The sequence below is a fragment of the Calditerrivibrio sp. genome (assembly GCF_049968475.1).
GTDB lineage: Bacteria > Chrysiogenota > Deferribacteres > Deferribacterales > Calditerrivibrionaceae > Calditerrivibrio > Calditerrivibrio nitroreducens_A.
On record NZ_JBMFQS010000001.1, the window covers coordinates 455,194 to 474,679 of the forward strand.

General features: G+C 34.0%; 20 protein-coding genes and 1 pseudogene. 12 read left to right on the forward strand and 9 right to left on the reverse strand.

Annotation, left to right across the window (positions count from 1 at the left end; all coding sequences use genetic code 11):
- The first annotated feature begins 9 nt into the window (after positions 1–9).
- The 3 genes from ACP5Q2_RS02315 (at position 10) to ACP5Q2_RS02325 (ending at position 2,154) form a co-directional block, all read left to right on the forward strand.
- The gene (locus tag ACP5Q2_RS02315) at positions 10–621 is read left to right on the forward strand and encodes a cysteine hydrolase family protein (protein WP_428096799.1); all 612 of its coding nucleotides are present in this window, start codon (positions 10–12) and stop codon (positions 619–621) included.
- Between the two features lie 17 nt (positions 622–638).
- Positions 639–1,139 (forward strand): rubrerythrin family protein, encoded by a 501-nt coding sequence (locus tag ACP5Q2_RS02320; protein WP_424606344.1) that lies wholly within the window; start codon positions 639–641, stop codon positions 1,137–1,139.
- Between the two features lie 157 nt (positions 1,140–1,296).
- Positions 1,297–2,154, forward strand: coding sequence for a DUF4405 domain-containing protein (locus ACP5Q2_RS02325; RefSeq protein ID WP_428096802.1), 858 nt, complete (start codon positions 1,297–1,299; stop codon positions 2,152–2,154).
- Positions 2,155–2,195: 41 nt separating this feature from the next.
- Here the strand turns inward: ACP5Q2_RS02325 and nqrF are convergent, their stop codons facing one another.
- The 6 genes and pseudogenes from nqrF to nqrA form a co-directional block, all read right to left on the reverse strand.
- Complete coding sequence (gene nqrF, locus ACP5Q2_RS02330) at positions 2,196–3,410, reverse strand: NADH:ubiquinone reductase (Na(+)-transporting) subunit F (protein ID WP_428096804.1); 1,215 nt, start codon at positions 3,408–3,410, stop codon at positions 2,196–2,198.
- Positions 3,407–4,018 (reverse strand): NADH:ubiquinone reductase (Na(+)-transporting) subunit E, encoded by a 612-nt coding sequence (gene nqrE, locus ACP5Q2_RS02335; RefSeq protein ID WP_428096807.1) that lies wholly within the window; start codon positions 4,016–4,018, stop codon positions 3,407–3,409. Before nqrE ends, nqrF begins: the two co-directional genes overlap by 4 nt.
- Positions 4,015–4,635: an NADH:ubiquinone reductase (Na(+)-transporting) subunit D gene (locus ACP5Q2_RS02340; protein WP_428096961.1), complete on the reverse strand. Its 621-nt coding sequence runs from the start codon at positions 4,633–4,635 to the stop codon at positions 4,015–4,017. The genes nqrE and ACP5Q2_RS02340 overlap by 4 nt, the downstream gene beginning before the upstream one ends.
- Positions 4,636–4,648: 13 nt before the next feature.
- Positions 4,649–5,083: a hypothetical protein gene (locus ACP5Q2_RS02345; protein ID WP_428096810.1), complete on the reverse strand. Its 435-nt coding sequence runs from the start codon at positions 5,081–5,083 to the stop codon at positions 4,649–4,651.
- Positions 5,064–6,010: pseudogene (locus ACP5Q2_RS02350) on the reverse strand (RnfABCDGE type electron transport complex subunit D). The gene ACP5Q2_RS02345 and the pseudogene ACP5Q2_RS02350 overlap by 20 nt, the downstream one beginning before the upstream one ends.
- On the reverse strand, positions 6,007–7,332 hold the full coding sequence (gene nqrA / locus ACP5Q2_RS02355; RefSeq protein ID WP_428096812.1) for an NADH:ubiquinone reductase (Na(+)-transporting) subunit A: 1,326 nt from the start codon (positions 7,330–7,332) through the stop codon (positions 6,007–6,009). Before nqrA ends, ACP5Q2_RS02350 begins: the two are co-directional and overlap by 4 nt.
- Before the next feature lie 114 nt (positions 7,333–7,446).
- Here nqrA and surE point away from each other — a divergent pair, with 114 nt between their 5' ends.
- The 7 genes from surE (at position 7,447) to ACP5Q2_RS02390 (ending at position 14,640) form a co-directional block, all read left to right on the forward strand.
- Entirely contained in the window at positions 7,447–8,205 is a 759-nt protein-coding gene (gene surE, locus ACP5Q2_RS02360) for a 5'/3'-nucleotidase SurE (protein ID WP_428096815.1), read from the forward strand.
- Between the two features lie 109 nt (positions 8,206–8,314).
- Positions 8,315–10,993, forward strand: a complete 2,679-nt coding sequence (locus ACP5Q2_RS02365; RefSeq protein WP_428096818.1) for a tetratricopeptide repeat protein — start codon at positions 8,315–8,317, stop codon at positions 10,991–10,993.
- A complete protein-coding gene (locus ACP5Q2_RS02370) occupies positions 10,993–11,604 on the forward strand; it encodes a MotA/TolQ/ExbB proton channel family protein (RefSeq protein WP_424606009.1) in 612 nt (203 codons plus the stop codon). Before ACP5Q2_RS02365 ends, ACP5Q2_RS02370 begins: the two co-directional genes overlap by 1 nt.
- Positions 11,601–12,014, forward strand: coding sequence for an ExbD/TolR family protein (locus tag ACP5Q2_RS02375; protein ID WP_428096821.1), 414 nt, complete (start codon positions 11,601–11,603; stop codon positions 12,012–12,014). The genes ACP5Q2_RS02370 and ACP5Q2_RS02375 overlap by 4 nt, the downstream gene beginning before the upstream one ends.
- Entirely contained in the window at positions 12,014–12,739 is a 726-nt protein-coding gene (locus ACP5Q2_RS02380) for a hypothetical protein (protein ID WP_428096824.1), read from the forward strand. Before ACP5Q2_RS02375 ends, ACP5Q2_RS02380 begins: the two co-directional genes overlap by 1 nt.
- A gap of 1 nt (position 12,740) precedes the next feature.
- On the forward strand, positions 12,741–13,889 hold the full coding sequence (locus tag ACP5Q2_RS02385) for a class I SAM-dependent methyltransferase (RefSeq protein WP_424606006.1): 1,149 nt from the start codon (positions 12,741–12,743) through the stop codon (positions 13,887–13,889).
- Positions 13,876–14,640, forward strand: a complete 765-nt coding sequence (locus tag ACP5Q2_RS02390) for a pseudouridine synthase (RefSeq protein WP_428096828.1) — start codon at positions 13,876–13,878, stop codon at positions 14,638–14,640. The genes ACP5Q2_RS02385 and ACP5Q2_RS02390 overlap by 14 nt, the downstream gene beginning before the upstream one ends.
- Before the next feature lie 101 nt (positions 14,641–14,741).
- Here the strand turns inward: ACP5Q2_RS02390 and ACP5Q2_RS02395 are convergent, their stop codons facing one another.
- From ACP5Q2_RS02395 to phnD, 3 genes are all read right to left on the reverse strand, one after another.
- Complete coding sequence (locus ACP5Q2_RS02395) at positions 14,742–16,124, reverse strand: sigma-54-dependent transcriptional regulator (protein ID WP_428096831.1); 1,383 nt, start codon at positions 16,122–16,124, stop codon at positions 14,742–14,744.
- A complete protein-coding gene (locus ACP5Q2_RS02400) occupies positions 16,099–17,334 on the reverse strand; it encodes a sensor histidine kinase (RefSeq protein ID WP_428096833.1) in 1,236 nt (411 codons plus the stop codon). Before ACP5Q2_RS02400 ends, ACP5Q2_RS02395 begins: the two co-directional genes overlap by 26 nt.
- A 100-nt stretch (positions 17,335–17,434) precedes the next feature.
- Positions 17,435–18,295, reverse strand: coding sequence for a phosphate/phosphite/phosphonate ABC transporter substrate-binding protein (gene phnD, locus ACP5Q2_RS02405; RefSeq protein ID WP_428096836.1), 861 nt, complete (start codon positions 18,293–18,295; stop codon positions 17,435–17,437).
- Between the two features lie 196 nt (positions 18,296–18,491).
- Between phnD and ACP5Q2_RS02410 the strand changes: the two genes are divergently transcribed.
- Positions 18,492–18,806, forward strand: coding sequence for a cytochrome c3 family protein (locus ACP5Q2_RS02410; RefSeq protein WP_428096840.1), 315 nt, complete (start codon positions 18,492–18,494; stop codon positions 18,804–18,806).
- Positions 18,807–18,825: 19 nt separating this feature from the next.
- Complete coding sequence (locus tag ACP5Q2_RS02415; RefSeq protein WP_428096843.1) at positions 18,826–19,479, forward strand: 4Fe-4S dicluster domain-containing protein; 654 nt, start codon at positions 18,826–18,828, stop codon at positions 19,477–19,479.
- Positions 19,480–19,486 lie beyond the last annotated feature (7 nt).

Sequence of the window (19,486 nt, forward strand, 5' to 3'; positions counted from 1 at the left end):
GAGGTCATTATGAAGAAGATTATTTTTGCACTTATGCCACTTATTTTGAGTGGTTTTTTGTATGCTGCGGATATTATCGATGAATGGGACTGGGTGGTGCCACCTGAAAAACCAGGATTGTTAGATTACATCGTTGATAATGAGACGGCCCTTTTGATTTTGGATATAGAGGAACTTACATGTAACAAGGATAGACGGCCAAGATGTCTTGAATCTGTTCCAAATATCGAAAAGATTATTAAGAAAGCCAGGTCAAATGGGGTATTTGTGGTATATTCCCTTACTCCAAACGGAACTAAAGATACGATTCTATTACCTGTAAAACCGATTGATGGTGAACCAATAGTGAATTCGAGTGTGAATAAATTTTTGAACACAGAACTGGATAAAGTGCTAAAGGATAGGAATATTAGAAAATTGATCATTACAGGTACTGCCGCAAATGGGGCTGTGCTTTTTACTGCTACTGAAGCTGCCCAGAGGGGGTATTTAATTGTTATTCCGGTTGATGGTATATCCGCCGATCTTTATGGGGAGCAGGCGGTGATATACACTCTTTTAAATGGACCAGGTACGAGAAATAAGGTATTGCTGACAAAAACAAATATGATAAAATTTTAAAAAAGGAGGTATTATTTATGTCAGAAACAAAATCAAACCTTAAAGAGGCTTTTGCTGGTGAAAGCCAGGCTTATCAGAAATACGTTGCATTTGCAAAGAAAGCAGAAAAAGAGGGTTTTAAAAACGTTGCCAAGCTTTTTAAGACAACCGCCGAGGCGGAGAGAATCCATGCAGAAGGACATTTGAACGCACTTGAAATGATTTCCTCCACTGCGGATAATCTCAAGGCTGCGATCGAAGGTGAAACCTTTGAATTCACCGAGATGTACCCCCCAATGCTGGAAAAGGCTGTGGAAGAAGGTCATAAAGCAAAAATAATGTTTAACTTTGCCATTAAAGCGGAAGAGGTACACGCAAAGCTTTATAAAAAAGCTCTTGAAGCAGTGGAGACCGGTAAGGATTTAGAAAATACCGATTTCTATCTCTGTCCTGTTTGTGGATATATAGAATTTGATGCAGCACCATCGAAATGTCCAATTTGTGGTGTACCATCCGATAAGTTTGTAAAAGTTGCTTAAAAAAAATGTGAAAGGGTAATGAACTGCCCTTTCACATTCTGTGAAATATTTTCACATTTTTTATTATATTTGTTTGAACATATCTTATATTTAATAGTAAGGTCAATTGGCATCTTTTTTGATATTAAGGAATGAAAAAATGGAGGTTTGTTTTTATATGTTCAGAAAAATTGTATCACTTACAACATTGTGGTCTTTTATAGGGATGACCCTTACCGGTATCGTCCTATTTATAGTTCCAGAAGGTAGAGTTGCTTATTGGGCAGATTTACACATAATAGGATTGACTAAGGATCAATGGGGGGATTTGCATACTACAATCTCTGCATTATTCATGATTTCTGGTTTGCTTCATACTTATCTCAACTGGAATGCCATTATCCTGTATTTCAAGTCAAAAGCTAAAAAGATCGTCGTTTTTACACCGAGTTTTATCATTTCAACGATTATATTTTTAGTATTTATTTTTGGGACATATTATAAAATTTCCCCTTTTAATGACTTACTTGTCCTGAGTGATAAGGTAAAGGAAAGCTGGAGAGATAAAGTTGGAACCCCCCCATATCCACATGCCGAGTTATCAAAGTTGAGTGAGTTGTGCAAAAAAGAGGGATTGGATATTAATGTTGTGGTTCAGATTTTGAAAGATAATAATGTACAGTTTAGTTCTGTGGATGAAAAATTTTTGGATATTAGCCGTAAAAACAAGCTTAGCCCATCTTCATTGTGGGATCTTGTAGAATCGAAGTATGATGACTATGAAGAAAAGATTAAAGGGGATAATAATGCTTCTTTAGAAAAAGTGATTACTGAAAATCAACCAACAGGACTTGGTAAGATGAAACTTTCTGAATTTAGCAAGAAATACAAAATAAATATAGACGAAGCAATCACAATGCTCAAAAAAGAGGGATTTAACCCTAAAGAGGGTATGACACTGAAGGAGATTGCAGAACAAAAACAAGTAGTTCCTATGGATCTGTATGATTTATTAGTAAAAAATAAAAAGAAATGAACTACTTATGTGAAGAAGAGGGATAATCCCCCCTTTCTTTGTTAGCTTCCAAAATCGTCAAACCTGATATTACCCCTTTCCACACCTAAATTATCAAGCATCTCCAGGACAGCTTTAAGCATAGGTGGAGGTCCACATAGATAATATTCTACAGATTCTGGCTCCGGATGATTTTTTAGGTAGTGTTCAAAAACCACCTGATGGATAAATCCTACATACCCCTGCCAGTTATCTTCAGGTAGGGGCTCTGAAAGGGCGATATACCATTTAAAATTATCAAATTTGGTTTGTAGTTTTTCAAAATCTTCTGAATAAAAGATCTCTCTGAGGCTTCTTGCACCATACCAGTATGTTATTTTCCTTTTTGAATTAAGCCTTATTAATTGATCAAAAATTATTGACCTTAAAGGTGCCATTCCGGCTCCGCCACCAATAAATAACATTTCAGCATCGGTATCTGATGCTTTGAATTCACCAAATGGACCTAAAATTGTTACCTTATCCCCGGGTTTGAGGGAGAAGATATAAGATGAACCTACACCTGGAGGGATATTGATACTCCTGGGGGGAGGTGTTGCTATTCTCACATTTAGTTTGACTATCCCTTTTTCAAGAGGGAAGTTTGCCATAGAATAGGCTCTTATTACTTCCCGGTCATTTTTAGATCTTAAGCTCCATAGGTTGTATTTATCCCAATCCGGCTTGTACTCATCTTCTATAATGAAATCCTTAAAGGATAACGCATAAGGTGGTATTTTTATCTGTATATATCCGCCTGCTTCAAAATCGAATTCATCAGTGGGAAGCTTCAAAACTAATTCTTTTATGAAGGTGGCAACGTTTCTATTTGATATTACCTCACAATGATATTCTTTTGCATTAAATACTTCCGGTGGCAAGAAGATTTTCAGATCATTTTTTACCGGTAACTGGCAGGAGAGTCTAAAGCCCTCTTTTTCAAGTTTCCTTGAAATATGTGCTTTTTCTGTGGGTAGGAGTGAACCTCCCCCTTCCAGAACTTTTACTTTGCATTGGCCGCAGGATCCACCACCTCCACAGGCGGAAGAAACGAATATTTTTTCTGATGCTAAAATATTCAACAATTTATCGCCAGGGGAAGTTTCTATCTCTTTTTCATTGTTTATTAATATTTTTACTTTACCTTCTTTCACAAGGAATTTTCTGGCTTCAATGATGAAACCCACCAGTATAAGGATCAAGAGAGTGAAAAAAATCGTTCCAACTAATACAATCACAACTGTATCCCCGAGAATATCATAAATGCCACGGCCATTATACCCGCGGCAATGAAAACAATACCAAGCCCCCTAAGACCGTATGGAATATCGCTGTATTTCATCTTTTCTCTTATGCCAGCTAGTCCGATAATAGCAAGAGCCCAACCTGTTCCACTACCAAACCCGTAAATTATAGATTCTGGAAAAGTATATCCTCTTTGGGCCATGAAAAGAGTGCCGCCTAATATTGCACAATTTACTGTTATAAGTGGCAGAAAGATCCCAAGAGCAGTGTAAAGCTTGGGGAAGAATCTATCCAGAATCATTTCAAGAACTTGAACGATTGCAGCTATCACCCCAATGTAAACGACTAAACTTATGAAACCAAGATTTATATCTACAAGTCCAAATCTCTCCATAGCTCCATCTTTGAAAACAAAGGTGTAAAGTAGATTGTTTATAGGTACTGTTATAGTTTGGACAACCACCACCGCTACACCCAGCCCTTTTGCAGTTTCAATGTTGTTGGAGACAGCAAGAAAAGTACACATCCCAAGGAAAAAAGATAATGCCATATTTTCAATGAAAATCGATTTTATGAGGAGACTAAGATATTGCTCTATCATTTAATCCCCCTTTTTCTCTTTTCTCGTTCTTTTACAAACCAGATGATGGTGGCAATTATAAAAAATCCGCTGGGAGCAAGTAGAAACATGCCATTAGGTATGTACCAACCACCATTTACTTTTAACTTAAATATCTCATATCCAAAAAGCTTACCAGTACCTGCAAGCTCCCTGATGGTACCAACTATGACAAGAATTAGTCCATATCCGATACCATTTCCAAGACCGTCAAGGAAGCTCAAAAAAGGTGGATTCTTTAATGCAAAGGCCTCTGCTCTACCCATAAGGATGCAGTTGGTGATAATAAGTCCCACAAAAACTGACAACTGCTTGCTTATGTCAAAAAAGAATGCTTTTAAAAACTGATCAACAATTATAACAAAAGATGCAATGACAGTCATTTCAATGATAATTCTTACAGATGTTGGTATCTGGTTTCTCATAAGACTTATAAGAAGATTACTCAATGCAACCACCACAGTAACAGAAAGCCCCATTACAAGGGCAGTTTTAAGCTGTGTGGTTACTGCAAGGGAGGAACATATCCCCAGAACCTGAATAGTTATTGGGTTGTTTACAAATATCGGTCCAAGAAATGTATCATTTTTAATTCCCATTGTATTGAGATCTTCAGAAAGCCCTATAAAACCGTACATCGTAGACCATAAACCGTTTCCATAAACGAAAAGAACAACTTTTTTTTAGCTTACCATCTTTTGAAAAAATATAAGCTGGTATTTTGGATGGATGGGAACCGATACCTATTATATCATCCTTTTTCGGGATCTTTATGGCATTTTCGTCTGTTGACAGGAGCTTGAAGTTTTTAAAAAAAACTGAATCTGAATTTATACTCTCATATTCCCCTGTTTTAATATCCACCATAACTATATTCATTTGAAGTTTTTTATCACCTACAAGGGATAATATATGTTTTAGCCTGTCCTGTTGTATATTTGTATCCTGTTTTTCTTTAAGTAAATAGACCGATAGGGAGACTAAAAAAGAAAAGAAGAGAGCAACCACCAAAGATACAAAAAATATTCTAAGCTTTGTCTCTTTCATATTTCAATGCTCTGTTTTTTATATATCTTTTGATAAATATGCTGTCTATAAAAGGAGCAAAAATATTCCCAAAAAGTATGGCAAGCATTGTCCCTTCAGGGAATGCAGGATTTATAACTCTTACAAGGGCATTTAGAAAACCTACTAAAAAGCGGATGTTTCCCCTATGGATCCTGGTATAAACCCCAAGAGTCCATCCACAAATGTATAGCCAAAGTCAAACCCTTTAGAAGAGAATGCAGCAAGTGGAGTGGCTTTTGAATATCCATCAACCGCAACCCACATTGTATTACCGGTTACAGATTGGGGGTATGAGAAGAATAGAATAGCCCTTGAGAATAGGGCAGGGTTTACGAAGTTTCTACCTGTCCCACCAAAAACCTCTTTGCCGAATACTAATCCCACACTGAGAGCCAGGGCTGCCTGCCATAGGGGGACAGTTGGAGGTAATATAAGTGGGTATAATAGACTTGTCACCAGAAATGCTTCAGCAATCTCATGTTTTCTCACCACTGCAAATAAGACTTCCCAGAAACCACCCACTATCAATGTGATTAAATAAAGGGGGATGAAATATAGTGACCCAACAAAAAAGTTTGAAAATATCGAACTGGGGTCATGGTTAATTCCAAAGAACTGTACAATTTCATTGCGAAAACCTATTAGATGGAGTCCTGATTGTTGTAATACGATATTTGCCTGATATCCAACGTTGTAAATACCGAATATTGCAGTTGGCATTATTGCAAAAAATACTATTATCATCGTTCTTTTAAGATCAAGCCCATCCCGTATGTGTGTTTTACCATCAGTTCTTATCAATGGATCGTAAAGGAAGGTTTCCACCATTTCAAAAATGGGAAAAAATTTTTCGTATTTTCCACCTTTATGGAACAGTGGAGCTATTTTTTCGAAATACTTCCTCACATTTCACCTTCTATTTCATCAAGTATCTTGCGTAAATATACAGCATAGTCATACTTTCCCACACATACAAAAGTAAACACAGACATATCCTCTTCACCAAAATCCAGAACACCTAATTTTTCTGCCATTTCAATATCTTCAACCAAAAGATATCTCAAGAAATGTGTTATTGGAAGGTCAAGCAAACAGACTTTTTCATAGGAACCCACAGGTACCATAGGTCTAAAGCTACCATTTAAGGATGTATTGAAAACAACCTCTTTTTTTAATAGTTTTGATAGGAACACATTTTTTACAGAAAATCTATTTAAACCTGGCTTTAACCATCCCATAAACTCTCTTTCATTTGCCTCTTTTAAAGATGATATTATATTTATGTACCTATTGATATAATTGGTTTTGTTTTTAACCTTTCTACCGTGAAGAGGTGAGCCGGATATTATTCTTATCTCTTCGTTAAATTGAATGAGTGGATCCACTGAAGCATGGTTGTATACTCTATATAAACTGTTATTTACCCCTTCCCCTGCAACAGAAATGACTTTTTGATTATCTATGATATTATCTCTAAAAAGCTTTCCTATGGCTATTATATCCTGATAGTCTATGTACCAGATAGATCTTTTTCTGTTTAGTGGGTATAGATTATTGATATGTGTTCCCACAAGACCTGCCGGGTGAGGGCCCGATACATCTATTATTTTTAAGTTTTCCAATTCTAAGTCGAAAGTTACCTTTTTGTCCTTGATCAGATAAAGATCTGTCTTCGTCAGGATACTAAAAATCTTTAGACCCATTTTAAGATACTCTTCGTTTCCGTTTAAAATAGTTTTTACGTCAGGTGAGTATGGTCTGGTATCTATTAGCATTGCAAAAATTTTATCAGGTACCACATCAGGATTGGCCACTTTGTCAAATGGTCTCTGCCTTATGGATATCCAGAATCCTGAGTTTATTATGATATCAATGATTTTATCTCTGTTTTCTTTTTTCAATGCAATTTTTGATAAATTTTCTGGATAATTGTAGACAGAAGGTTCCCCTTTAAAAGAGTAAGATATAAATCTTCTTTTTTCACCTCTTGTTATTTCACAAACCTCACCATTAACAAATGAATAGAATCTTATGCCTCTATTTTTCGCATCATAAAATAGCAGGTCGCCGGGCTTTATTAAATCGCCTGGATTTTTTTCAAATTTAGGTTTCAAAGATATGTAGTCATCTGATACTATGCCAAATTTATTACTTTTATAATGAATGATTTCTCCAGATATCTCTTTTTCTAATGGTAGATTCAACCCTTTTTTAAATATCAATATCATAATTTTTATTGTATAAAATATATAAGTTTTGTCAAATTAATTTAATTTATTTTTTCTCATTCTTGACATACCCAAATAAAAATATTAGTATCAATACAAAAGTTAGGGTGAAATATGAAGATATTATTGACAAACGATGACGGGATATATTCAAAGGGAATTTACTCTGCCTATGAAGAACTTAGCAAGATAGGTGATGTGGTTGTGGTGGCTCCTATAATGGAGCAGAGTGCTGTGGGGCATTCAATCACAATTTCTACGCCACTTAGGATTTATGAGGTTAATAGAAAAGATAAATTTTTTGGATACGGTGTTCAGGGGACTCCAGCTGATTGTGTAAAGCTTGCATTTTACGATATCCTCACAACTAAACCAGATATCGTTGTTTCTGGTATAAATCATGGTGCAAATCTTGCGTCAAATGTGATATACTCCGGTACAGTTTCCGCTGCCACGGAGGCTGCTTTGCAGGGTGTCAGAGCCTTTGCGGTTAGTCTTGCATCTGTAGCTTATAATGATTTTTCTGTGGCTGCAGAGTTTACAAGAAAATTTGCAGAACTTTTTGTAAAAAATGATATCAATCATAATATAATATTTAATATAAACGTACCACCACTTAGCAAAAGTGAGATAAAAGGTTGGCGCTATACCATACAGGGTAAGAGTAAGTATCTTGACACATTTGAAAAACGGGTTGATCCAAGAGGAAATACATATTTTTGGCTTACAGGAGAGAGGATTACTGTGGAGCATGGTGAAGATTGTGATGATTTTTGGGTTTCCAAGGGGTATGTGAGTGTTACACCGATAAAATATGACCTTACGGATTATGATATTTTTAATAAACTTAAAGGAACAGAGGTGGAAATATGAGAAGATTTCTTGTAATATTACTTCTACTGTCGTCATTGGTTGTAATTAGTGGCTGTGATGGCTGTTCTCAGAGTAATCCAAGTTCTCCAGATCAGTCAAATACAGCAAAATGAAGAAAAGTTTTTTATATATAGTAATTTTTATCTTCCTTTTTGCCGCATCCGGCTCTGCCAGGGTCAAATTACCTGAATTTTCTTTTATTGGTAAAGAGATAGGGAAAATAACTGTAAAGCCAAGTTTTGCTGATATTAATATAAAATTTAAGGCTGAGAGTTCGGTAAATATATATCTTGAAAAGCTCAAGATTGAACATCAGAAAATCGATAAAAATGACTATTCATTTGAAGAACCTGGTTTTTTCTTTGGCGGAACCGTAAGGACTGCAATTGCTTCTATCTTTGTTGGTAATAAAGCATACAGAAATTACATTGCAAAAAAATTTTTTCAGAAGGAGTATTTACACGTAGTAGATGGGTATGAAAAGTATGCAGAAAAACTAAAGGGTGGGGATTTTGAAACGGAGATAAAACTTTTTTATGCTATAGCACTAATGGAAACAAGTAATCCCAACAAGGCGGTGGAGATACTTGAAGAGCTTTCCCTGAATAACGATAATGTAAGTTTTTTCGCTCAGGACAAGCTGTTTGAATATTTGAATAGAACCGATAATTTAGAAAAAAAGGTGGCGATATGTGGAAAGTTGAGTCATTTTACGGAGTATTCCTTAAATAGCTGCCTCGATGCCTACTATAAGAAAGATCTCTATGATGAGATCATATCAATTAGTGATAAAAATAGTAATTTGATTGATAAAAATAAGCAGCTTCTTGTTTATAAAATAGCTGCCCAATATGCCAAAGGTGATTTAAAAAATGTTGCTAAATACGATCCGGATATCTATAAAGATGTGGTGGCTTATATTGCTGATGCGAATTTAGAAAAGGGGGAATTAAATAAAGCTGAATCGATGATAAATCGCATAGACCAGAAGGATGTAAAAGATTTCTATCAGCTTAAGCTTGCAATTATTAAAAAAGATATCACTTATATAAAAAGTAATTTAAATAATATTGCCACTGACAATAATAAACTTTTCCTTGTTTTGTACTATATCAGTAAAAACTTTGACAATTTAGATATAGTACTTCTCAAAAACCTCAAATTTGAAAAGCCTGTTTATTATGATTATATCAATTTTTACATTGGTCTTTATCTGGTTAAAGAAAAGGAATATATGGAGGCTTCAACTTATCTTAATAAAATAAGTTTTTATGAAGAGCTTATAGAGAATAGCATATTTTATCTGGGTGTTTGTTATTACTATACAGATTATGGACTGTCTGATATATTTTTTAACAGATACCTTGGGGTGGGTAAAGATCCAGAGAAGTTAAACATAGCAAGATATATGATCGCCCAATTTCTATTTGTGGATAAAAAATACGATGATGCTATAAAATCGCTTGATAAATGCGACCTGATACAGTGTAATGAATTGAAAGCTGAGATATTTTTCAATAAGGGGGACTATAATAAAGCTGCATCTTTGGCTTCTTTTGTGATTACTGATAGGGGATTTTTGATCGCTGCATCTTCTCTATTTAATTTGAAGAATTATGAAGGTGCTTTGCAATATCTCAATAAAATTCAGAATGCCAATAGGGAATCAAACTTTCTTAAGATGCTTACGTATTTCAAACTCGGGGATATTCCAAAAGGTCTTGATATATATAAAAAGTACAATTATGACAGGGAATTTACAGAAAATGCCGTTTTATATCTCTATTTAGGGAATTACTATTCTGATGTTATAAATATTCTTCAAACTAAAGATAAAATCACAGCTGAACAGGAGTTAATGCTTGCCAATTCATACTTTTCTCTCGGCAACCACAACGAATCTGTAAAAAGGTATTTTGACCTGATCGATAAAAAGGTTTATATATATGAATCTGCTATGGCTATATTTTCAATCGCTCAACAAAATAAGGATGCTAAAATGTTGGGTAATATTCTATCGAAGGTTTCAAATCTCAAGTTTGAAAATAAGGATACGCTGTTAATTAGTATGATAAGATATCTTTTTGAAAATGGAGATAAAAGAATTGCTTTAGAACATATAAATAAATTTGTGAAGAGCTTTCCCACATCTAATTATCTCAAAGAGGCTTATATACTAAGAGGCTACATAAATGAATCCCTTGGTTTTTTTGATGATTGTATAAAAGATGCCGATAGAGTTATCGATTATAACCCTAAAGATGAGGAGGCTTATTATATTAAAGCAATATGCAGTAAAAAAATAAATAAAGATACCTCTTTAAAAATATTTGAGGAATTGGTTAATAAAAGTGTAAGGTTTAAAGAGGTTTCATTGAAGGAGATCGTTTCTTTGAGTGATGATCCTGTTCAGATCAGTAATTACCTTCCACAGGTGAAAGCTATTGACCTACTTTTATATTATAAGACTCTGGTGAGGATGCTGGGTCTGCTGGAAGTTAGAAAAGATTTTCCTGAATACGATAAGTATATAGATGAGCTTATTGCATCTCGGGATGAGTCGTTTGTCCCTGCTGGATATTATTATAAAAGTGTTCTTATGTATACAAAGAATGATACTAAAACAGCATTGAATTATGCGATGAGGTGCCATTACCTTTTTCCTAAATCCCCTTTCACATATAAAGCTCTGCAATTGGCTATGCAGATTTATAAGAAAAATGGTGATCAGGAATCAGCCAAAAAGGTGGAAGATATAATTAAAAATTATGATAAAGGAGGCAATTGATGTTTGAAATTATCCAGAAAGGTGGAATAATGATGTACCCTATTATTCTACTGTCGGTAATATCCCTTGGAATTTTTTTGGAAAGGTTGTTTGTACTTCGTGTTTCCAATTTTGTCCCCAAAGTATTTTTAGATAAATTGTCGCTTTTTTTAGCTAAGAAAGATTTTGAAGGGGCAATTCAGCTTTGTGAAGCTGATAGATCATCCATAGCAAGGATAGCTAAGGATATAGTAAACAACATTGACCTTCCTGTTTCCAGGCTTACCGAATTTGTGGAAGAAGCTGGAAATTTTGAGGTTCAAAGATTGGAAAGGTTTTTGCCCACACTCCAAACGGTGGCCAGTCTTGCCCCCCTTTTGGGATTTCTGGGTACTGTGCTTGGAATGATCCAGACATTTATGGTTATGGCAAATCAAGGGAATGCTAATATACAGGCGCTTTCTGGTGGTATTGCAGTGGCACTTTTAACCACTGCGGCCGGTCTTTTTGTGGCGGTTCCCACCGTTATATTTTACCATATAATCAGACATAGGGCGGATAAGATTTCTCTTGAACTTGAGAAGGCAACATCCCAAATAATGAACCTCATTTTTAAAGAGGGTGGAAGATGAAATTCCGTAAGGATAGAATAAAAAATAGTGGTATTGAAGTTCCCACAACGTCAATTACCGATATAATATTTTTAATCGTTCTTTTCCTAATGGTTTCTGCGACTTTTACCACATACAATATAAATAACCTTAATATAAGTCTCCCAAAAGCTAAAGGGGAAAATGTAGCCGAGACAAAAACTATAGTAATTGCCATAACAAAAAATAGGGAATTTTCAATAGAAAATCAAAGGATTGATCCAAATCTTATACCTTCCAGATTAAAGGAATACCATGACAAATTTCCTGACGCCAGTATTATGATTCAGGCGGATAAAGAAGCTTTACATGGGGATGTGGTGTACGTGATGGATGAAAGTAAAAAGGTAGGTTTTAATAAGCTGGCTATTGCCGCGGAGACCGAAGAGTAATGAAACAATTTAGCAGAACGACGCTATACATAATTGTATCATTCCTGATTCATCTAACAATATTACTATATCTACCAAACCCTGATTTTAGTATAAGGATAAAGAAGAGAGAGCCGATAGATGTAGAGCTAATAAAGGTTCCTTTAAACGTTGCTAAGGCTGAGTTGAATATACAAAAGGCTGAAGTGGGCAGGGCAAGTGTTGGGGACCATAAAAAAAATAGGCCTAATTCATCAGGTATTTTAAAGCCTAATGTGGATCTGCCGATTGTTAGTGTAATGGAAAAAATACCAGTATCCAATAATCTCAATGAAAATGTTAATATATCAGCTAATTATAATAAAAATATGAATTTAAATCTTGGTAAGGAGATAGCCGCATCTGAATCAAAATTGAAGTCTGGAAAAAATGATGGCAGTGGTGATAAAAAAGTTGTTTCCACTGGAAAAAGTGATTTCTTTGAGATAAAAGGTAATACAAAAAATGAAAGGAGAATTGTTTATATCCCCGAAAAGCCTACCTTTTCGTTGGAGTCGAATACGAAGGTTAGGTTGAGGTTTAGCATAGATAGCAATGGGGTACCATATTCTATAATACTTCTTTCAAGAAGCAATCCGAATATAGAAAAGCTGGCAATAAAGTTTGTTAGCGGTATTAGATTTGAATCTGTAACATACAAAGATATTGACACTGCGGAAATAACAGTCTATTTTAACGTTCGATAATATGAGTGATATTTTAAAAGATATTATAATAAAAAAGATTTCAGATAGAGGTAAGATTACCTTTGCCGAGTTTATGGAGATGGCATTATACTATCCAGGGCTTGGCTATTACCAGAAAGAGAATCCTTTCGGGGTTACTGGTAGTTTTTATACCTCAGTGAATGCCTCAGAAACGTTTGGTTTTTCAATAGCAAGAAGTAATTTGAATATTATAAGACAGTTTGGTCTTCAGCCAAACCTTTGTGAGATGGGTGCCGGCTCTGGTTTACTTGCCAATGATATCCTGAACTATTATAGAGATCACGAGCCAGGATTCTATGATGTTGTTAAATATACTATCATAGAAAAAAGTGAATACCTTATAAATAATCAAAAAGAAGTGCTGAAAAACCATGTTGGAAAAGTTGATTGGGTAAGTTTTGATCAGTTCTGTAACTTTGAAGGGGTCTTTTTCTCCAACGAACTGGTGGATGCATTCCCTATACATAGAATTATTAATATTTCCGGAGATCTAAAAGAGATATATGTCATTTATAAAGAGGATAAATTTCAGTTTTACCCAGATCTTTTTTCCACAGAAAAGATTTCAGATTATATAAATAGACTTAAAATTAAGCTGGTGGACAAACAGATTGCGGATATAAATCTAGATGCCACAAAATGGATAAGAGCCTTAGGGGAAAAGATTAGAAAAGGTGTTGTGGTTACGATAGATTATGGTTGGCCGGCTGAAAAGCTTTATGCACCTTTTAGAATGGATGGAACTGTCACCTGCTATTTTAAACATAAACAGAATAACGATTTTTTTGAAAGAATAGGAGACCAGGATATCACCGCATTTGTGGATTTTAGTGGACTTATGGTATACGGAAAAGATGTGGGACTTGAAGTTGTAAATTTTTTACCCCAAACCTTGTATCTTGTGCAGAGTGGGATACTTGATTATGTTGCAAATGCAAAAACAGATCTGCAGAGGGCGGCTATCAAGTCTCTGATTATCCCTGAGGGTGGTTTTGGGACTAATTTTAATGTTTTAATACAATCTAAAAATCTAAACGTTCCTGACAGTTTTATACACAAAAAGAGTCCAACTGAGACATTTGTACAATTAGCAGAATCTTACGAGAAACTTAATATTGAAAGTATCTGATATTATTTCAAAAAAATATAATATTTCCAAAAGGCTGGCTAAAAAGTATCTAAAAGAACGCAGGGTGTCATACCAGGGGAAAATCGTAAAGGATGATTACATTGTTGAACAATTTAACGACCATTTTGTTTTAGAGGTAAGCTGTCCTGAAATAAATTTCAATTTAAAAGAATTTTTATTAGATGATTTTAGAGATGTTATATTCTTTTATAAGCCACCTTTTATGCATACAGAGCGGCATAAACCAACGGATGACTTATGTTTATCAGATATATTAACGAGTGAATTTAAAGATTTCCGTTTTATAAGTAGACTTGATTTTGAAACGGATGGCGTTATTGCTGCCATTAAAAATAGCTACCAACCTGTAAAGGTTTATAAGAGATATATAGCCTGGGTGAAAGGCATAGTAAATGAGAATATCATTTTTGATAAAAAGATAGATGCAAATAAAAAGAAAAAGGTATCAATCATAGATCAAAAAGGAGATAACGTTCTTGTTATCAAACCAATTAGAAATTACTCTTTTTATACGTTGGTGGATGTTGGGGTGGATTTTGCCCATAGACATCAGATCAGGGCAGCTTTATCCTATCTAAATTTTCCAATAGTAGGTGATAAACTATATGGGGATGGAGATTATGAAAGGCTTCTTTTGCAATGTTATTTTACCCAGATAGATGGTTTTTCCCTTTTTTTAGATGACATCAGACCTGCGCTGTCTATTGCATCTTTACAAAATTTTCAGTAAATTTACAAAATTTATAGTTGACAAATGGGATATGTTTGGATATTCTTTCAACAATACTAATAATAAACCTCCTTTCAAATTGCCCCCGGGTAGGGGGTTTTTTAGTGATTGGAGAGGCCATATTTATTGATCTTTTCGTTTAATGTTACACGGGATATGCCTAAATTTTCTGCGGTTTTCGATCTGTTTCCATTGTGTATTTTTAGAGCTTCCTGAATCAGCTTTTTTTCAATATAGCTGATAAATTCGTTTAATGTATTAGTTTTAAAATTTTCGAAAATCCATTTTATAAGATTGTCGGATGTAAGATCACAATCGCTGGTACCGTTTTTAATGAAATAAATACTATCCTCATCGATACAGTTATTTTTTGCCAGAATGATTATTTTTCTTATGACATTTTGAAGCTCCCTAACATTTCCTGGCCAATTGTAATTTTCAAGCATATTTAGAACGTCACTGGAAATATAAGATATATTTTTGCCTGCTTCATTTGAGTATTTTTTTATGAAATAGAATAGCAGATGTTTGATATCTTCTTTCCTTTTTCTAAGAGGTGGGATGTGAATGTTTATAACATTTAATCTGTAGAATAGATCAAGCCTGAATTTCCCTTCTTCCACCAATTCTTTTAAATTTCTGTTTGTGGCGGCAATAATTCTAACGTCCACCTTTTTAAAACTTGTGGCACCAAGTTTTTCCACAACACCGTTCTGAATAAATCTAAGCAGTTTTGACTGAAGCTTAAAAGGTAGTTCTCCGATTTCATCCAGAAAAATCGTTCCTGTGTCGGCAAGCTCAAATTTACCAGGCTTTGATTTGAATGCTCCGCTGAAAGCACCTTTTTCATATCCAAATAGTTCACTTTCAAGTAGTTCGAATGGAATGGCGGCACAGTTTAATACTATATATGGATTATCTGATCTGTTGCTGTTTGATTGGATAAGGTTTGCTATCAATTCTTTGCCTGTTCCACTTTCTCCTGTTATCAGTACTGGGGTGTCTGTCTTGGCTATATTTGCCACCATTTTTAAAATATCTTTTATCTCATCTGATGTCCCTATTATGAGTTCATCAACAGGATAATCTGGTATTTTGATATAACCCTGATTTGAAAAAGGTACATCCTTATCTATATATTTATTGATAATAGCTTTAATTTCATCTACTTCTATTGGTTTGAATATGAAATCCTCGGCACCTTTTTTAATTGCATTTATTAAAGTATTGTTGGTGCCGTAAGCAGTCATCATCACTGATGGTAGATCTGGATAAATACTTTTAACCTTTTCCAACACTTCCAATCCATCTTCATCAGATAATTTATAATCGAGCAGTAAAAAAGAGATATGCTCTTTTGACAGAATTTCCAAAGCTTCCTTTGAATTGTTTCCTATGAAAACTTCATAATCCTGCGAAAGTACACGATTTAAACTGTAAGTGAGGGCTTTATCGTCATCAATTATCAGTATTTTCGTTTTCATCTTTAATTTCTATCACAAATTTTGTTCCATTTCCATAACTTTTATCAACAAATATTCTTCCATTTAACAGTGCAACAAGATTTTCCACATAGGCTAAACCAAGACCGGTACCAGATTTTTTAGTGGTAAAAAATGGGATGAATATCTTATCTTTTATATCATCAGGTATTCCTGAGCCGTTGTCAGTGAGTTCGAATACAATTTTGTCATCTCTTTTAAAGAAATTGATAGATATGTTATCGGAGCCAGCATTTATTGAGTTGGAAATTAAATTTTCAAAGATCATTAACAACTTTTCATAGTTTGATCTAAAGCTGATTTCTGTACTATTGAAATTAAAATTTACCCCTTTTAAACTCGAAAAATTATTAAGAATTTTGTTAAATAGTTCAGATACTTTAACCTCTTCAAAAGCTATTTTGGTATCTTTTGATAGTTGCATGAATTCATTTATAAGCTTCAGCATTCTATTTAATTCGGAGTTTATTACTTCTATATCTTTTTTCGCATCATCAGTTTTAATAACGTTTCTCAAAGGGGTTAAAAGTAGTTTGATGGTCATTATTGGATTCTTGAGATGATGAGCCAGACCTGCTGCCATCATACCTATTGAAAATATTTTATCTTTTATTATTATCTCTTTTTCCTGCTCGATATTTTTATGGATCTGTTTTAAAAGATTTTTAGACAATTGTATAATGGTTTCTTTAAGTTTTATAATCTCATTTGGATCATTATGATGAATAGTTACACTTTTCGGTATGCTGGAAATATCTGAAACAGATTCAAGCTTGTTTGTCAGATCCGTCAGAGGTTTCAATAGGTAGTCTATGAATTTGTAGAGAAATACGCTTACAATCACGAAGGCTATAATATGCATTAAAATAAGCAGGTAAAGCGATCGTATTAACTTATCCGTAAAGTATTTTTTGTTTATTTCAAAAATAATTGTTCCGGTTTTAGTGTCATTTATTGTTATGTTGTAGCTCATAGATAGAATATTTTCTTTCTGATTTGGAATTTTTTTGATTACTTTTGCATCTGTGATATATTCGCCATTTTTATCTAGAATAAATATATTTGAGAAGATTTCAGTATTTAATATAATACCATTTGTTATTGAGAAAATTGAGTAAATGTCGTCATATATTATAGCTTCTGCGATCTGTCTTTCAATGGTTTTATAATTTATATAGGCAATATTTTTCATCTGATCAAACAAAATCTTTTTGTTTATGTTATAAGCAATGAAAATTCCAGTTATAAAAATCAGTAATATAAAGATATTTATAGAGAAAAAAATTCTCTTTTTAAAAGACTTTGTTATTCGTATTCTTAACATTTTTATCTACAAATGATTTTATTTTCTTTATAATATCGTACTCTTTTTTTGGTACAATTACGAATTTTTCTATACCTAAGTTTCTTAAAATGGTTTTACCTTTGGGATCATTGTGCATGTTAAGAAAAATCTTTTCAAGTTTATCTTTTAGAAAAAAGTTCGTTATCACAACAGGTGGATTCGGAAATTCCATTGAACTGTGAATGATATTAATATTATCAACATATTTAGGAGATATTTTTGATAAGTATTCAAATATCATACTATCTACAGCTGCCGCATCCACAACCCCATTATTCACAAGAAATATAGATTTATCATGGCTATTTGTATAATATACTTTCTTGAAGTAGCTGCGGTCGGTTATCCCATTTTTTAGAAATAAGTAAACAGGATAAATATATCCTGTATTAGAAAGGGGATCTGTAAATGCGAAAATCTTATTTTTAAGGTCAGATATGGTATGAATGTTACTTGTTTTATTTACTATGATTAATGATTTGTAGTGGGTTTTTCCATTTACCTGTGGAACCGCAAGTATATCTATTGCATTATCAATTAATACGTAGGCCCCTGTACATATAAAAGATAAATCAACCTGCTTATTGGATATTAGTTCATTCATATCTTTGTAGTTTTTTCTATATATAATTTCAGCTCTGGTGCCGGTTTTTTTTGTGATATATTCAGCTAGCCCATCATACATTTTGATATTTGTTTCAGCAGAAACAATGGATGAAACACCTATTTTTATAGTGCTGATGCTTTCAGCCAACAAATTGGTAAATAGTATCAGTACAAATATTGAAGTGCTAATTATTTTTACCATACATATATTTATATAGAATAATTTTTATTAGGTCAATAGGAATGTTTGTAAATTTACTTTACATTGGTTGTTAATTAAGTTTACAAAATAATGTGCGTTAATTTTGATAAACCCTGTGGTTTGGGAGTGGTTCATTTAGTAATTAGATGGCATGGTTTTTGATTGTAATATAATGACAAAAATAAAGGAGGATTAGATGCGAAGCAAGTTATTGTTTAGTGGACTGATTTTACTATTAGCATTTGGTTTTGCAATCGCAAAAATTGGTGGTGGAGATATTACCTTTAACTCTCCAGCTGGCAAAGTAGTTTTTAGTCATGAAAATCACGTAAAAGGGGCAGGGCTCAAATGTACCGACTGCCATGACAAACTTTTTTTGAATACCAAGAAACACAAAAGTGTGACAATGGCGCAGATGGCAAAAGGTAAATCATGCGGTGCATGCCATAATGGGAAAGTAGCTTTCAGCGTTAAGGACAAAGATAGCTGTAATACATGCCATCAAAAATAATAAAACTTAGGAGGCCAATGTGAATGATAAAAAAGTGACTTTGAAAAGAAGGGGTTTTTTGAAAGCTGCCGGTGCTACAATTGCTACTGTGGCATTGATGTCAAAGACCTCAGAAGCGTCAAATGAAAAAAATAAAGAATTTGGTTTCTATATTGATGTGGATAAGTGTTATGGTTGTATGGGTTGCGTTGTTGCCTGTGCAGAAGAGAATCATGTACCTTTGAACTCCTTTAGAACAAAGGTAAGAAGACAGGTTGAAAATAAAGGTAAGATTATATTTGTTCCAATCCAGTGTAATCATTGTATAAATCCTCCATGTGTGAAACCATGTCCAGTTAATGCCACATATAAAGGCCCGGATGGACTCGTGGTCATTGATGAAAACGTTTGTATTGGATGTGGTAAATGTGTCAAGGCATGCCCATACAATGCAAGATTTTTGGATCCTATAAGAGGTATAGCCAATAAATGCTCCTTCTGTGATCATAGAATTTATTCTGGAAAGCTGCCTGCATGCGTAGAAGCTTGCCCAACGAGTGCAAAAATATTTGGTGATCTGAATTCAGATGGTGAGGTTTCTAAGAGTATAAAAGCAAATAAAACTTCTGTAAGAAACCCAGAATTTAAAACTAAACCTAAAATATTCTTTAAAAGTTTACCAAAAAAAATCTAATTAATGG

Excerpts from the sequence above, each read along its gene's own strand:
- ACP5Q2_RS02385 (WP_424606006.1), top strand. The coding sequence starts at position 12,741 with ATGAGTGATATTTTAAAAGATATTATAATAAAAAAGATTTCAGATAGA.
- ACP5Q2_RS02395 (WP_428096831.1), bottom strand. The coding sequence starts at position 16,124 with ATGAAAACGAAAATACTGATAATTGATGACGATAAAGCCCTCACTTAC.
- surE (WP_428096815.1), top strand. The coding sequence starts at position 7,447 with ATGAAGATATTATTGACAAACGATGACGGGATATATTCAAAGGGAATT.
- ACP5Q2_RS02325 (WP_428096802.1), top strand. The coding sequence starts at position 1,297 with ATGTTCAGAAAAATTGTATCACTTACAACATTGTGGTCTTTTATAGGG.
- ACP5Q2_RS02410 (WP_428096840.1), top strand. The coding sequence starts at position 18,492 with ATGCGAAGCAAGTTATTGTTTAGTGGACTGATTTTACTATTAGCATTT.
- ACP5Q2_RS02365 (WP_428096818.1), top strand. The coding sequence starts at position 8,315 with ATGAAGAAAAGTTTTTTATATATAGTAATTTTTATCTTCCTTTTTGCC.
- nqrE (WP_428096807.1), bottom strand. The coding sequence starts at position 4,018 with ATGATAGAGCAATATCTTAGTCTCCTCATAAAATCGATTTTCATTGAA.
- ACP5Q2_RS02320 (WP_424606344.1), top strand. The coding sequence starts at position 639 with ATGTCAGAAACAAAATCAAACCTTAAAGAGGCTTTTGCTGGTGAAAGC.
- ACP5Q2_RS02315 (WP_428096799.1), top strand. The coding sequence starts at position 10 with ATGAAGAAGATTATTTTTGCACTTATGCCACTTATTTTGAGTGGTTTT.
- ACP5Q2_RS02375 (WP_428096821.1), top strand. The coding sequence starts at position 11,601 with ATGAAATTCCGTAAGGATAGAATAAAAAATAGTGGTATTGAAGTTCCC.
- ACP5Q2_RS02380 (WP_428096824.1), top strand. The coding sequence starts at position 12,014 with ATGAAACAATTTAGCAGAACGACGCTATACATAATTGTATCATTCCTG.
- ACP5Q2_RS02345 (WP_428096810.1), bottom strand. The coding sequence starts at position 5,083 with ATGAAAGAGACAAAGCTTAGAATATTTTTTGTATCTTTGGTGGTTGCT.
- ACP5Q2_RS02400 (WP_428096833.1), bottom strand. The coding sequence starts at position 17,334 with ATGAAAAATATTGCCTATATAAATTATAAAACCATTGAAAGACAGATC.
- phnD (WP_428096836.1), bottom strand. The coding sequence starts at position 18,295 with ATGGTAAAAATAATTAGCACTTCAATATTTGTACTGATACTATTTACC.
- nqrA (WP_428096812.1), bottom strand. The coding sequence starts at position 7,332 with ATGATATTGATATTTAAAAAAGGGTTGAATCTACCATTAGAAAAAGAG.
- ACP5Q2_RS02370 (WP_424606009.1), top strand. The coding sequence starts at position 10,993 with ATGTTTGAAATTATCCAGAAAGGTGGAATAATGATGTACCCTATTATT.
- ACP5Q2_RS02340 (WP_428096961.1), bottom strand. The coding sequence starts at position 4,635 with ATGGGAATTAAAAATGATACATTTCTTGGACCGATATTTGTAAACAAC.